Genomic DNA, 13,537 nt, shown 5'->3' with positions numbered 1-13,537 from the left:
GTAAAAATGAAGTAGACGAGAGTTCCAATAATGGCCGACAGTACTAAGCAACCCAGTGGATATAAATAAGAGTAGTTTTTTTACGGATTAAAAGAATACGATCAACAATAAAAATAAGAATGACGCCTATCATTCCGAATTCAAACATTAACAACCCAAAAATGGCGTGGAATATGAATGACATGATAAAATCAATTTTTTTACTACGGTCTTTTACAAACGCACTGACTAATAAATCAACGATCACCGTGCCTAAAGTCCCCATTATTAAAAAGAAGGGTGTAAAAAATACCAGGTATAAAGGAAATAAATCAACGAAATGCGGACTGGTTTTTTTAATAGAAAAATTGGGAATTGACTCTTTTATACCTGGTATAAAACAAAAAAGCAAAGCGAAAAGAACCATAGCTATAATAGCCGCTGATAGCTTTCTATTTAAATGCATGTTTATTTTTTTATTACTAAATTCAGTAGTTGTTTTTGTATTATTATGATTCATATGTCTTTAACGTGATGTACGCACCTTTTCCTTTCTCATAACTTTTTTATTTATATTTTATGTCTATCTTTTGTTACCAGCAGTTACAATGATACACGTTCTTTTTGAACTTGACTACACTAACGCGCTTTATGTCTATTCTCTTTTTCTTTTTGTGTCTATCGTTTGCTCCACTTCCCTTGTAAATTCCTTCTTTTTATTCAGGGGTTGTAGTAAGTATCGTTTGCTCTTTCTATGAGAAACAAGATGGTTTTATAAGAAACGTCTTCTTTTTCTATAAAACAAAAGACAGGCGTTTTTTTTGTATGTAATTAATAAACTTGTTTGGCTTCTTCAAACTTAAACACATCCGCTCTATAACAAAAAGAGACGATTTCCGCCTCTTTTTTGTTTGTTCGTATTATGAATTTAGTTCATCTAAAATTGAATGCAGTTCACTTAAATGGGTAATTTCATAAGTAGGAATAACTTCATTTCGCTCTTTATCGTGACGATTAATCCATACAGATTTCATTCCAACGCGAGAAGAACCCAGTATATCTGTCATTAAATTATCTCCAACCATAATCACTTCATCTTTCTTTAAATCCATAAGTGATAAAGCATGGTCGAAAATAGACGGATCAGGTTTACCGCGGCCAAATGCACCTGAAATCACAATCTCATCAAAATATGGAACTAGTTCTGATGTAATATCCAATTTGGTATTTTGTAAGTCAGGTGAACCGTTTGTTAACAGCAGCAGCTTGTACTTTCCTTTTAATTGATCAAGCACTTCAAACGTTTCTTCGTATACAAAAGGTGTTTTGCGGCGCTCTAATGGAAAACGCTCAGCTAGCTCTGCTCCAAAAGCATCATCGTGAATTCCTAGGGCACGAAGACCTCGAGTCCAAGCTTCTTTGCGATAAGTAGGAACAATATCTTTCATTTTGCGGAATTCATCATGATCGTCGAAAAAATTTCCCCATAATCCTTCAAATGGATTAATGCCAATCATTTGCGTAAACTCATAGGTTTCATACGAAGCATATAATTCTCTTGCTTCCTTACGCACCGCTTCTTCTAGTTCTTCAGGTTTTAAATTATATTTCTCACTTGCATATGTACATGTTGCAACGAATGCTTCTTTTACGCTTTTTTGATCCCAAAGTAGCGTGTCATCTAAGTCGAAAAATACCGCTTTAATCATGGATGTGTGTACCCCCTACTGTTTTTGAAAAAGTTTAACTATTCTTACACTAGATTACAAGGATACACACAATAAGTCTAGTGTATTTGCAATTTATTCTGTAAATTTATTTTTATAAAGCGTCCTCTTTACAAACAAATTTACAGAAATAAAAACAGCTGATATAATCACTGTATATATGCAGGAGGTTTTATATGGAATCGTTAGAAGAAATGTTCGGCATTCCCACCGTTCGTACAAGTAAGCGCTTAAGCAGAGTAGTTGCCGCACGCTTGCGCCCTTTTGGGATTACACCAGAACAGTGGACCGTTTTAAAACGCGTATCAGAAGCTGAATATAGTACACAGAAGCAATTAGCTGAGCGAGCAGATAAAGATCAAGCGACGCTGACTAAAATTTTAGATTTACTAGAAAAACAAAATTGGATTCAGCGTGTTAGAAACCTAGAAGATCGCCGCTCGTTTTTTATTCAAATAACAGAAGACGGCCTGCGTTTAAAAACAGAAGTGACGCCTGCTGTAGAACAGGTATTTTCCGAATTAACATCTCAGCTAAACGAGCAGCAGGTAAAGATTTATACCGACACTTTACAAAAACTTGAATACCGCGCCGAACAATTGCTTCAAGACGCAGAAGACCTGCGTTAAATACCCAAAACCCCACAGCTAACATTCTGCGGGGTTTTAAACGTAGTTGGCGATGCATAGCACTTCTTTGATTTTTGAAATCACTTGTTTGGTTTCATCTGTTAAAGAGGTAAATTTAAACGCGATGGATTCTGCATTTGGATTAATGAAGGGTTCTTTGTTCGTGTCTTTGCGGTAGTCTTCAATTTGTTCTAAACAATATTTTAAAATAAACGACAAGTTCGCACGTCGAAATCTCAAACTGACGGTAGAAGGCCATCTTTTTTGAAACTGATTGCTTCCCTCATACTGAATCGCTCCGATGTAGCGTTCTCCGGATAAAAAAGATTCTTTGCTTCGATATAGCTGAACGGTTTGGGCTGTTCCGCTCCAGTCAATATAAATTCCTGCTGTTTCACAAACTTCGTATATGTAATGAAAAAGCTCCGTTACTTCTCCGAAATGGTAGTGAAGCGGATGTTTAGCCGTCATAGGTAGCTCCCTCCTTTATCGACTTTCTACCATTATATTGTAGGAAAAGTAACTTATTCATTTATACAACTTATTTCATACGCATAAGCAGTAAAAATGAAAATATATGTTTTTTAGTTTACATAAAAATATTATAAGTAATTAGCGATAACCCGATTTTCGAAACGCGTCGTATACCGTATCTTCTTGAAGTTTTTCAAGATAAACGTTCGTTGTAGCAATAGAAGAATGCCCTACTACTTGCTTCACAACCGCAAGCGGAACGTCATTAGCTAAACTGTTTGTAATAAAGGTATGACGAAACCAATGAGGAGAAATAGACGCGTTTCCTTTTACTTTATAAACAGCTGATTTAATCGTTCGATACAACGTTGTATAGGATAATCGCTTCCTTTCGCCGGTACGATAGTACTCTTTAATGGAGTAAAAAAGCGGGTCGGTGTCAAAAGGACTTAGTTCAGTACTTTCATTTAACGCTTGCCGGTAAGTGAAAAGCGTTTCTTTCACATCATCAAACACAGGAATCGTTCGTTCTTTTTTTCCTTTACCAATCACATCTACAACCAAATTTCCGCGGCAGTCTTCGCGGAAGCTTCCCCAATTTAAACTCAGCAGTTCACTTGAACGCATTCCACTCATATACAAAAGCATTCCCATTAAGCGATTGCGCGCTTTGAATTCCTTTTCATGCTGACGAATGCGCACGACTGATTCTAACGCATTTACAATCACCTGGGCTTCCCGGTCGGTTAGCTCTCGGTACTCGGTGCGATTTTGTTTTTCCTTGTCGCTGTAATGTCCTTTTGCAATAGATGGTTTTTCAATCCACGTCGTATACAGCGAAGGATAAAAATGAGTAACGTGTCCAAACTCTAGCATTCTTCTAAAAAATTCTAGCTTTCTTGCAGCGGTGCGATTGGCATATTGATTCATCATTTCTTCATTAAATAATTTGACTTCCATAAATCCAATCGATTTTAATGTAATCTCTCGTTCGTAGAAAAAAGACAGAATCGTTTTCATGTCTTGATTGTAAGATCTGATCGTATGAGGAGAAAGTGATTTTTTGATAATCCGCATTGAAAAAAAGAGCTGAATAAACTCTTCATCTGAAACGTGCTTCAAATTCAAATTGTTATCTTCATCTAATAGCTCTGCCTCTTCCCACTGCTCTTTTAGCTGGCGAAACGAATTTTTCACAGGCGACAATTCAAATTCTTCCATTTTACCCCTCCTAATGATTAAAAACAAAGGTATCCCTTTCAAATGATCCAGAATGGAATATAAAGATTTTTTATCAATTCGCAACAAATGCCATTAAAAGTTTTTAAAAACCTCTCAAAACTCAATTTAAAAAGCCTGTTTTTAAAGACTTTAATAAAAAAATCCATTATATGTAAACTAAATTCTATTTTCTGCTTATTTCTCTACTTTATCATATGAACGCTTGATAAGGAAGAGTTATCTTGCGTTAGTTAATTAAAGGATTTTGAATGTTTTAGGAACACTAGTAGGAGTTTAAGTAATAATTGGAGGTGCCGAATGTGGATAATCAGAAAAATAGATTGACGTCATCAGAAATTACAAGTTTATGGGCACAATACATCCAAGACACCATGTCTGTTTGTATTAGTAAATATGTGTTAGCAAAGGTTAAAGATTCTGAGGTTTATTCTCTTTTTGAATTTACTTTAGAACTGGCTGAAAAACATTTGCACGTGCTTAGAGATATTTTTAAAGCTGAAAAATTAGATTTACCGATTGGCTTTACTGATAAAGGTGTAAATCTAGATGCTCCTCCTTTGTTTACGGACACCTTTTGGTTAGTATATATACACGAAATGACCATGCATGGATTAGCTGGATATAGTATATCTTTGAGTGTTTCAGCACACAAAGATATACGTGACCATTATTATCAATGCAATATTGATGCGATGGACCATTATAATAAATCTATTGAAATTCTTATATGGAAGCTGGAAATATTTATTTTAACTTAAAAAAGAGTATCGCAGCTAAAGCGCTTGTGAATGGCTTCAAACAAGTAACGAAAGATAAAGATATCCATAGCTTTATGGAGGAATGTTTGCGCACAGCCAGTAAGAATATAAACATTTTTTCTTCCTTACTTCAACAAGAAAACCTGCAGTCTCCACGCTTGATGGATGCTGAAATTATAAATTCTGACGTAGCCCCTTTTTCTGATAAACTAATGGTATTTCATGCAGGATTTTTGTTTCATTTAGCTACTACATATTATGCTGCAGCTATGATAACTAGTATGAGAATAGACGTAGCCGGACATTGTGATGCTTCTATTTTAAGGGATTTAAAAACCATCTCTTCCTTTGGGCGAATAATGATCAAAAAGGGATGGATCGAAAAACTGCCAAGAGCAGATGATCGGAAAGAATTATCTTGATATCCTGCGAACTTATCTATAAATAAAAAACATCACGCTCTGCGTGATGTTTTTTAAAGTGATTCAATTTTAGTCAGGTGCAGCTGTTTATTGCTGTAGGAAACGGTATAGGTTCGATAATACTCTTTTTCCTGACTTTGACCGTTCGTTGTAATTGAAATGACTTCTTTCGTTTGAATTGTATAGACCGCTTCGTTCTCTTCTTCACTCACAGATTCCACGTCTAATACCGAATAATCAACGAGTTCTTCTCGAATGTCTCTTTCGTACAGCATTTTCACAAGCTGCTTTTGATCATTCCACAAAACACTATCCCGCTGGATATAAGGCTGTACGTGTTCAAATTTATTCGTGTTAATGGACTTTGTTAAATCTCGTAAATAATGTTCAATGAAAATATCCGCTGTTTCTTGGTCAACTTTTTGGATGTTTTTTAAATTAAAATCTTTTTCTTCCGCCTCTTCTTTTTCTTTTTCACCTTCTTTAAAATCGTCGATTCGCTGAGAACTATTTTTGCTGATGGCATACGTTTTATTATTCTCTTTGAAAACGAAGATTTCTTCCTTTTCGCCTTTTTCATTTGTGCGGGTAGATTCACCTTGATACGAAATATCACTAGAAGGATTAATTGACTTTACGTATTTGATATATTCATCGGCCGTAATGTTGAGGTATTTTTGATGATAGGTAACTTCATCCCATTCGTTTAATTTCCAGTGCTTATTAACGTATTTAAAATTCATGTAAATGGTCAGTCCGCCGCTTCCTTCTTTACTAATTGGCTCAATAGCCGAGACCGAAAATTGTCCAGCGTGATTGTTAATAAGTTCAAATCGAATAAGATGAGTTACATCAGGAAAAAAGCTCATATTGCATTCTTTGCAGTAATAATTAGTAGAAATACTTTTTAGCTTTGTTGCAATTAAAGATGAAGTTGCGTATGGCGTTAACGCTTTTTTTAGCGTTTCATAATCAGCAGGGTTAGATTCATTTTCCCATTCGTACTCTTCGCCTAATTCTTTATAGGTACTTGAAATTTTGTTCATCGTCTCAACCGCAGTTTTTTCTGCTTTTTTTTCTGATAAAAGATCAGGCGGAAGAGATGACTTAGCTTGATCTTTTGGGATCACTTCATCTGAGGAAGGTTCGGTTGGTTTGGATAACTTAACTGTTTCTTTTTCTTCACAGGCCGTCAAAACCATTAGCAGCAGTAGAACGAATGCAATCGTCCATTTTTTTTTATGCATAAGGTGTCCTCCTCAATGCCGAATTTAGTCTGTTTTTAAAATGATCTTTAATTCTCAAACGTATCGAGCACGTAATCACCGCTTGGAATTCCCCACTTTGCCTTTTTATTTTGATCTGTTTTAGCAAGTAATGAAATGGAATTTTCTTTGAGCGTAATGACAATGGTTCCTTTGTTTCCTTGTCCATCATTTTCATATTCAATGGCTGCTTGGTTATTTTCGAAGCGAATATTTTTTGGTTCAACGGTTGACACGCGGATTTTGCTAGGTGGCTGGTACGAATTTATTTTAATCGTTGCTTCCGAGTTTGATGTAGCAAGAAATTGAATGATAGGAGATCCGTTATCATTGCCAGTGGTCCATTTTCCATCGTAGTCGTGTAAATCTGTTGTTTGTGTAGTGGGAGTTTCAGTGCTTGCATTTGGTTTAGATGAAAAGTCAAATGGTTCTACACTCGATAACTTTAACGTATCGTTTTGATAAACGGCTGTATAAAGGCGGTCACAAATTTTAGTATAAGGATCTTTACCCGGCTGTTTTAATAAGCTTTCCTCGTGGGTTTGTATTTTGAACACATGGTTAGGTTCTTCATACCAATTGACAATATGAAACGTTTGCTTCTTCTGCTCGATGCCTTGGCGTGTGAAATTTTCAACAAGAAGGTTTTGCTCTTTATAAAAAGAACTGTCCGCTTTCAAAAAAGCTTTTAAATCATCAAAAGAGTTTTGATCCACTGCTTTTCCAAACGCTGAAAAGTAATCAGTCATCCAGGCTGTAATAAATTTCCCGCTCATTGCTTCTTTATTTAAATCAATCGATTGAATGCTTTCTACCTGTGTTTTTGGTTCGTTTAGTACTTTTTTTGCATCTTTTTCTACTATCATTGTATTTCCGTCTTTTAATGTTTCTTCTTGCTGACAGGCTGATAACAGAATAGATGAAACAACCGTGATAATGATTGTATTACGTTTGTTCATCATAATTGCCCCTTCTTTATCTAATATAAATGTATGTATATTCTTCCAACAAACAGACCTAGTATATCATTCTACAAAAAAACGCTCAACCCTTTAATTTCACAAGAAAAACGGCTTGCCTTTACAGCGAGCCGTTTTTCTTCCTATTTAATGGATGCTTCTTGACATAAATTGGCTGCTTCTTTTTTGAGCTGTCTAGAGCCATAAAAGACATAGTAAATAATTGAAAGAAGGAAAATTCCAAGAATCACGTACATTAAAGGTAGAGAAACACCAAACAGCATTAAATTTGTTGTAAGAACACTGTATTTTATAATGCTGTATAAGCACAGAATCCCTAATACTAAGGCAACGCTTGGCACTACCGGGTAATTTACTTTAAAAGGACGAGACAGGTTAGGTTCTTTTTTGCGTAAAATAAAAAGAGAAACTAAACTGATGCAGTACATCATCATTGCTCCGAATACAGACAAGATAATAAGAGCATTGGCAAACGTGGCAGATCCAGCACAAATCACACCGATTGCTCCTGGAATCAACAAACCGCCGACAGGAACTCCTTTTTTATTCGTTTTGGCAAGAAATTTAGGAAAGTAACCATCTCGTGCAAGCGCGTAGGTTTGTCTTGAAAACCCCATGATGATTCCATTTAAACTAGCAATTAATCCGAATAATCCAATAATAGCAACAACCGTTGAAATGCCGTTTCCGTATACAGAAGACAGCGCCTGTGGAAGTGGATAATCAGCTAGCTTCCCGCTTCCTCCGCCAAGTCCTGCTGTTACAAATAGTGTAAACAACGTTGCGGTTGCTAGAGTAATAATCGCTCCAATAAATCCTTTAGGAATGTTTTTCTTAGGATTTTCCACTTCTTCCGCTGCCATTGCTCCTCCTTCTATTGCCAGATAAAACCAAACAGCGAATGGAATAGCTGCTAGTACCCCTGTTGGCCCGTTAATAAATGAATAATCATTAAAAATGTTCGATGTTTGTACATGAGGCAAACCAGCTACATAAAAAATAGATAAACCAATTAGTGCAACAATGGTAGCTGTAAGCTCAATCACCGCTACTTCTTTTACCCCGATTAAATTTAATAAAACAAAGAAAATAAAGGCACCTACCGTTGCATATACAGGGTTAACTGCTGGGATAAGAAAATGCAGGTATGCTCCTGTTGACACTGCAATAGCAGGAGGAGCAAAAATAAATTCAAGCAAGCAGGCAATTCCTGCGATATATCCCCCAAAAGGTCCAAGTGCTCTTCTTGCATAAGCTGAAGGTCCACCAGCTTGCGGGATAGATGTTGAAAGCTCTGCATAACTGAACATAAACGTTGTGTAAAACAAAGTTACAATTAAGGTTGCAATTGCAAGCCCAATAATCCCGCCTTGTTCAAACCCGTAATTCCACCCAAAGTATTGTCCTGAAATAACCATGCCCACTGAAATAGCCCATAAATGAATAGGTTTTAATTGTTTTTGTAACGCCATACGTTCTCCTCCTTTTGATGTTTAGACAATAAGATGTACACCGCTTGTTTGCTGCTTAATCATTTTGTCAATCATGGTACCGATATGTGCGGCTGCCTCAATAGGAGGCGTCCCTCTTTTATGAATATTAGAAATGACCATACGATCAGACTCTTTTTTGCCTTTACTAGGTTCATAGCACATGTAAGCACTCATTGATTCAGCACTGACCAGTCCAGGTCGCTCTCCAATCAATAGCACAAGTGCTTTTGGCTTTATGATCTCGCCAATTTCATCCATACACGCAACCCGTCCCCCTTTTACAAAAAATGAAGTCCCGATATGAAGTCCATATGATTGCAGGGAGTCAATTAAAGCTGGATACACGTCGCTTATGTTTTCTTCGATTGCCTTGGCACTCAGTCCATCTGAGACTACTACTTGTACATCAGGCTGCCGCACGCAGTTTTTAAAAATTTCTTTCTTAGCGTTATCTGCTAATAACCTTCCTTGATCCGGCCGTTTTAAATAATGTTCTTTTGACTCCACGCGTGTATTCACAGAGAAAAGGTTAAACTCGGATAAAATATCTTCTGCAACTACTCCATATACAGAGTCTACGGCTGCAGCATGATCCGTGCGAAAAGATAAAACGTCTTTTGTTAGCGGCCTTGTTCCTGTACGGCCGACACCTATGCGGGCAGGGGTAAATTGTTTAAGTGTTTCAAGCGGATCGCGATTTGACTTTGGTATCATAGTAAGCACCTTCCTTAAATCAAATTCATAAAAATAGTTGGGTCTCCGGCTCTAGATGTAAAGCGCCCGTTGTCCATAATACGCTGATCTTCAAGCCACTTTTGAAATAACGGCGTTGGGGTACGCCCTAACACATTACGTACCGTTGCAATGTCATGATAACTAAGAGACTGGTAGTTTAGCATGCAGTCATCAGCCATGGGCACTCCTATGACAAAGTTCACTCCAGCTGTTCCCAGAAGCATACTTAAATTATCCATATCATTTTGATCAGCATCCATATGGTTGGTGTAACATACGTCTACTCCCATAGGCAGGCCGTGCATTTTACCCATGAAATGATCTTCTAACCCAGCTCGTAGAACTTGTTTGCTGTTATATAAATATTCAGGTCCAATAAATCCAACAACCGTATTAACTAAGAAAGGTTTATAGTGACGGGCTAAGCCGTAGCATCTAGCTTCAAGCGTTACTTGATCAATATTATAGTGAGCTTCCGCTGACAGTTCAGAACCTTGTCCTGTTTCAAAATACCAGCGGTTTGGACCGTTTGCCGTTCCTTTTTCATGAATTAGCGCTGTCGCTTCATCAAGCATAGACAGTGAAATGCCAAATGAATCATTACCGGCTTCTGTGCCTGCTAAACTTTGAAAAATCAAGTCAGCAGATGCTCCTTTTTCAATTGCTCTCATCTGACTCGTCACATGTGATAACACACAGTTTTGAGTAGGGATTGCCCATTCATTGATTATATTTTTTGTTTCATTTAAAAGTGCGTAAATATTATCTGTTGTATCAATAACAGGGTTAATTCCGATAACCGCATCTCCAATTCCATAGCTTAACGCTTCGTATAAAGATGCTCTCATTCCCTTTAAGTTATCTGAAGGATGATTAGGCTGAGCTCTAGAAGCCAATACTCCTTTTTGGCCGATAGTCGTTTGACAAGTAGTTTGCACTTCTATCTTGGCAGCTCCTTGAATTAAATCTAAATTGGACATAATTTTAGTAGCTGCCGCAATCATTTCGCTGCTTAATCCTTTGCTAAGTCCAAGAAGGTCTTCTCCGCTATGCTGATCGGATAAAATGTATTCTCTTAAATCCCCTACTGTCCAATTTTTGATCATATCGTAAACAGATGAATCAATCTGACTTTCAATTAATGCCGAGACGTTGTCTTCATCTGCGCTGAGCAGCGGGTAGTTTCTGATATCAGCAAGTGTGATATCAGCTAGGACTTGCTTTGCTGCCATTCGTTCTTTCATTGACTCAGCGCTAACTCCTGCTAACTGATCTCCAGAACGCTCTTCGTTTGCTTTGGCCATGATTTCTTTTAAGCTATAAAATGAAAATGTTTCTCCTAATAATCGTGTAGTTTTAAACATCGTTTCCTCCTTGTATATTTAGTAGATTACGATGAAAAAGCGAGCGTTTTAACGGAAACGGAGATCGCTTCTCCAGCTACTGGTAACCCTAGATCGATGTAATCTCCGTGCGTAAAATCAATTTGATCTAAACAAATAATTTCTAATTCTTTCCTCTGTTTAGCTAGTGCTTGTCCTAAAGCTTTTGCAATATCTTGTTCGCATAGCACAACGAGGCACTTAGCTCCCTTAAAACAAGCAATAAATTCAGTGCTTATTACTTTTGCTAATTCTTGAAGCATCTTATAGCTGCAGTAAGGAAAATGAGATAAAGCAATAGCAGCGGGAGGATCTTCTGCACTGAAAATAGTTGAAGCCTGCATACATGACGCTCGAGCTCTTTCTTGAAACAGCTGCTGATTCCACGTCTCTTCTTGCTGAACGGGTATCTCTATAATCGGAATATTTTTCAGCGGCAGCCGCTTCGACCCAATATATACGGTTGATCCGCTAACCTCTGTATTTTGCATACCAGCACCAATTACAGTAGCGCGCGTTGTCTCAGCGGCTTGAGATACTTGGATGGATTGAAAATGATATGCTAGAAGCGGACCAACGTCTCCGTGTATGGCCACTTCTTTCACTGTTTTTGGCTTTTGCTTCTCCATCATTGCTCCTACTCCTCCTGAAACCATGATCGTTTCGGGGTGTATAGAAGATCTTGTATGAGGAGAAACGAGAAGCGTGGAATTTTGATTCAGCGCTTTTACATAATTCACGGTTTCTTCAGCTAGTAATTGACAGATAGACGAGAGCTTTTCAAATGTTGCTTTTTCACCTTCTCGCAGTATTAAAGAATTATTTTTCAAAAATTCAGTTAAATGAGACGAAACGTAGGTAACAAGACCGTCTTCATTTAGTCGAATTAATCTCCCGCCTACATGCAGTGTAAATGTTTCTATCACTTTTCCATTTTGACATAAAGCGATGTTAGCAGTGCCTCCTCCTACATCAATATTGGCAATTACTGCATTTGTTTCAGCAGAACGGTCTATTGCTCCTGATCCTTTTGCTGCTAATATTCCCTCTAAGTCAGCGCCGGCTGTTGCAACAACAAAATCCCCAGCATGTTCGGCTAGATAGTGAACGATACTTTCTGCATTTTGCTTTCTGGCCGTTTCTCCTGTGATGATCACAGCACCTGCCTCCACTTGATCTAATGAGATTCCTGCGTTCTTATACTCTTGTTCTAGTAGTACCGTTAATCTCTGAACATCGATTTCAACATCGTTTAGCATAGGGGTGGTATAGATAGAACTTGCATACGTTACGCGACGATCAATAATTTGACAGCCTGGCAGCGTAAACTGATTTTGTTGATTTGCTATTAACAGCTTGCTTACAATCAGCTTTGTTGTGCTTGTTCCGATATCTAAACCTATGCTCGTGATCCATTTCTGTAGCATGCTATCAATCCCTTATCTCGTTTGAATATGGTGATTATCATAAAACAGTTTTTTGAATATTTCACTAACTATGTTATCAAACCTGACACACTTTTGTGTAAACAAAGGTGACAAATGACAAAAAAGACTAAATCTTGGTAGATTTAGTCTTTTAGCTTATGATGAGTGTGATTTAGTTACAATCATTCTTGATGCGGATGGAATTAATAGTGAAAGAATGACTAAGCAGGCTATTAGTGATCCTACCATTGAAATCCCGTTCATTGAAAAAGAATACCATAGAGCGGACATGCCCTTTGGCGCATATGATCCCCAGAAAATAATACCCGCAATAAAGTGCCAGAAATACCGTGCGAAGCTGCCGATAATAAGGGATAAAACAATCAAAACAAAAGCTTTTGATCTGTTATTGTTAGCTAAATTTGTTTTAATAGATTGCGAAAAAATACCTCCAAAACCTATAAAAGCAAAAGCCACAATATATTCAATAAACGTTTGCAGCGCTGTTAAAATATAAGCCGTTCCTGTTGCCAATTGCAAAAGCCCCCATAATAGACCAGATAAAGCTCCGCCTTTTACTCCCCAGCGAAAGCACATAATAAAAATAGGCACCATGGAGAACGAAATACTTACAGCCGTTGCAATTTTAATTGAAGGCAAAAGATCAAGTAGAAGTGCCAATGCTGCAAAAATAGCTATTTCAATTTTAGCCTGTAAAGGTAATGCTTTATTCACGTTTCTCACTCCTGTTTTTGAATCATTCATATCAAACGGTTTACACAGGAGTAAGCAAATATAAGCTACTATTCCCACATTCCTACGCTAGCGTTAACTAACAGGTTCTAAGGGTCTGAACAATTTGTTCACTCTCAGCACGGCGGCTCCCCCTGTGGTACGTTTGGATATTTATGTAGTATAAAGACAACATTCATTATACCATATGTAACAAAATAGATTCGAGAGATTTCAAAGATGTTTCTATTTTCTGAATCTATTTTTTATAATGACAATCGTTTTAGTATTT

The 13,537-nt window shown here is 37.3% G+C and carries 14 protein-coding genes and 1 riboswitch; of the genes, 3 read left to right on the top strand and 11 right to left on the bottom strand.

What is annotated here, in order from left to right:
• Positions 1–43: 43 nt before the first annotated feature.
• Both AC0C45_RS17580 and AC0C45_RS17575 read right to left on the bottom strand, forming a co-directional pair.
• Positions 44–499 carry a hypothetical protein gene (locus AC0C45_RS17580; protein ID WP_280168484.1) on the bottom strand — a complete coding sequence of 152 codons (456 nt, stop codon included), beginning with the start codon at positions 497–499 and terminating at the stop codon, positions 44–46.
• A gap of 400 nt (positions 500–899) precedes the next feature.
• A complete protein-coding gene (locus tag AC0C45_RS17575; protein WP_237892313.1) occupies positions 900–1,688 on the bottom strand; it encodes an HAD family hydrolase in 789 nt (262 codons plus the stop codon).
• Positions 1,689–1,882: 194 nt separating this feature from the next.
• Between AC0C45_RS17575 and AC0C45_RS17570 the strand changes: the two genes are divergently transcribed.
• Positions 1,883–2,335, top strand: coding sequence for a MarR family winged helix-turn-helix transcriptional regulator (locus AC0C45_RS17570; protein WP_237892314.1), 453 nt, complete (start codon positions 1,883–1,885; stop codon positions 2,333–2,335).
• 36 nt (positions 2,336–2,371) lie between these two features.
• Here AC0C45_RS17570 and AC0C45_RS17565 read toward each other — a convergent pair whose 3' ends face one another.
• Both AC0C45_RS17565 and AC0C45_RS17560 read right to left on the bottom strand, forming a co-directional pair.
• A complete protein-coding gene (locus AC0C45_RS17565; RefSeq protein ID WP_013083346.1) occupies positions 2,372–2,806 on the bottom strand; it encodes a hypothetical protein in 435 nt (144 codons plus the stop codon).
• A gap of 141 nt (positions 2,807–2,947) precedes the next feature.
• Entirely contained in the window at positions 2,948–4,030 is a 1,083-nt protein-coding gene (locus AC0C45_RS17560; RefSeq protein ID WP_472928385.1) for a tyrosine-type recombinase/integrase, read from the bottom strand.
• Between the two features lie 320 nt (positions 4,031–4,350).
• On the opposite strand from AC0C45_RS17560, the gene AC0C45_RS17555 reads away from it, so the two are divergent.
• Together AC0C45_RS17555 and AC0C45_RS17550 are read left to right on the top strand one after the other, a co-directional pair.
• Positions 4,351–4,809 carry a DUF3231 family protein gene (locus AC0C45_RS17555; protein WP_280168486.1) on the top strand — a complete coding sequence of 153 codons (459 nt, stop codon included), beginning with the start codon at positions 4,351–4,353 and terminating at the stop codon, positions 4,807–4,809.
• Positions 4,779–5,231, top strand: a complete 453-nt coding sequence (locus AC0C45_RS17550; RefSeq protein ID WP_237892318.1) for a DUF3231 family protein — start codon at positions 4,779–4,781, stop codon at positions 5,229–5,231. The genes AC0C45_RS17555 and AC0C45_RS17550 overlap by 31 nt, the downstream gene beginning before the upstream one ends.
• A 53-nt stretch (positions 5,232–5,284) precedes the next feature.
• Here the strand turns inward: AC0C45_RS17550 and AC0C45_RS17545 are convergent, their stop codons facing one another.
• The 7 genes from AC0C45_RS17545 to thiT all read right to left on the bottom strand — a co-directional run bounded on the left by AC0C45_RS17545 (position 5,285) and on the right by thiT (position 13,278).
• A complete protein-coding gene (locus AC0C45_RS17545) occupies positions 5,285–6,478 on the bottom strand; it encodes a TcaA NTF2-like domain-containing protein (RefSeq protein WP_047932043.1) in 1,194 nt (397 codons plus the stop codon).
• Positions 6,479–6,525: 47 nt separating this feature from the next.
• Entirely contained in the window at positions 6,526–7,458 is a 933-nt protein-coding gene (locus tag AC0C45_RS17540; RefSeq protein ID WP_472928382.1) for a TcaA NTF2-like domain-containing protein, read from the bottom strand.
• 140 nt (positions 7,459–7,598) lie between these two features.
• The gene (gene eat, locus AC0C45_RS17535) at positions 7,599–8,948 is read right to left on the bottom strand and encodes an ethanolamine permease (RefSeq protein ID WP_472928380.1); all 1,350 of its coding nucleotides are present in this window, start codon (positions 8,946–8,948) and stop codon (positions 7,599–7,601) included.
• Between the two features lie 21 nt (positions 8,949–8,969).
• Positions 8,970–9,683: an ethanolamine ammonia-lyase subunit EutC gene (eutC, locus tag AC0C45_RS17530; protein WP_237892322.1), complete on the bottom strand. Its 714-nt coding sequence runs from the start codon at positions 9,681–9,683 to the stop codon at positions 8,970–8,972.
• A gap of 14 nt (positions 9,684–9,697) precedes the next feature.
• Positions 9,698–11,068, bottom strand: a complete 1,371-nt coding sequence (locus AC0C45_RS17525; protein ID WP_237892324.1) for an ethanolamine ammonia-lyase subunit EutB — start codon at positions 11,066–11,068, stop codon at positions 9,698–9,700.
• 26 nt (positions 11,069–11,094) lie between these two features.
• Positions 11,095–12,513 carry an ethanolamine ammonia-lyase reactivating factor EutA gene (locus AC0C45_RS17520; protein ID WP_047932040.1) on the bottom strand — a complete coding sequence of 473 codons (1,419 nt, stop codon included), beginning with the start codon at positions 12,511–12,513 and terminating at the stop codon, positions 11,095–11,097.
• Between the two features lie 156 nt (positions 12,514–12,669).
• Positions 12,670–13,278, bottom strand: a complete 609-nt coding sequence (thiT, locus tag AC0C45_RS17515; RefSeq protein WP_047932071.1) for an energy-coupled thiamine transporter ThiT — start codon at positions 13,276–13,278, stop codon at positions 12,670–12,672.
• Between the two features lie 32 nt (positions 13,279–13,310).
• Positions 13,311–13,411, bottom strand: a riboswitch (TPP riboswitch).
• Positions 13,412–13,537: the final 126 nt, after the last annotated feature.

Source organism: Priestia sp. VA7 (genome assembly GCF_055710015.1).
Note: the sequence above shows the minus strand (reverse complement) of the source record. Positions and strands in the feature narration are given on the sequence as shown.

Excerpts from the sequence above, each read along its gene's own strand:
- AC0C45_RS17560 (WP_472928385.1), bottom strand. The coding sequence starts at position 4,030 with ATGGAAGAATTTGAATTGTCGCCTGTGAAAAATTCGTTTCGCCAGCTA.
- AC0C45_RS17545 (WP_047932043.1), bottom strand. The coding sequence starts at position 6,478 with ATGCATAAAAAAAAATGGACGATTGCATTCGTTCTACTGCTGCTAATG.
- thiT (WP_047932071.1), bottom strand. The coding sequence starts at position 13,278 with ATGAATGATTCAAAAACAGGAGTGAGAAACGTGAATAAAGCATTACCT.
- AC0C45_RS17540 (WP_472928382.1), bottom strand. The coding sequence starts at position 7,458 with ATGATGAACAAACGTAATACAATCATTATCACGGTTGTTTCATCTATT.
- AC0C45_RS17570 (WP_237892314.1), top strand. The coding sequence starts at position 1,883 with ATGGAATCGTTAGAAGAAATGTTCGGCATTCCCACCGTTCGTACAAGT.
- AC0C45_RS17580 (WP_280168484.1), bottom strand. The coding sequence starts at position 499 with ATGAATCATAATAATACAAAAACAACTACTGAATTTAGTAATAAAAAA.
- AC0C45_RS17575 (WP_237892313.1), bottom strand. The coding sequence starts at position 1,688 with ATGATTAAAGCGGTATTTTTCGACTTAGATGACACGCTACTTTGGGAT.
- AC0C45_RS17550 (WP_237892318.1), top strand. The coding sequence starts at position 4,779 with ATGGAAGCTGGAAATATTTATTTTAACTTAAAAAAGAGTATCGCAGCT.
- AC0C45_RS17525 (WP_237892324.1), bottom strand. The coding sequence starts at position 11,068 with ATGTTTAAAACTACACGATTATTAGGAGAAACATTTTCATTTTATAGC.
- eutC (WP_237892322.1), bottom strand. The coding sequence starts at position 9,683 with ATGATACCAAAGTCAAATCGCGATCCGCTTGAAACACTTAAACAATTT.
- AC0C45_RS17520 (WP_047932040.1), bottom strand. The coding sequence starts at position 12,513 with ATGCTACAGAAATGGATCACGAGCATAGGTTTAGATATCGGAACAAGC.
- AC0C45_RS17565 (WP_013083346.1), bottom strand. The coding sequence starts at position 2,806 with ATGACGGCTAAACATCCGCTTCACTACCATTTCGGAGAAGTAACGGAG.
- eat (WP_472928380.1), bottom strand. The coding sequence starts at position 8,948 with ATGGCGTTACAAAAACAATTAAAACCTATTCATTTATGGGCTATTTCA.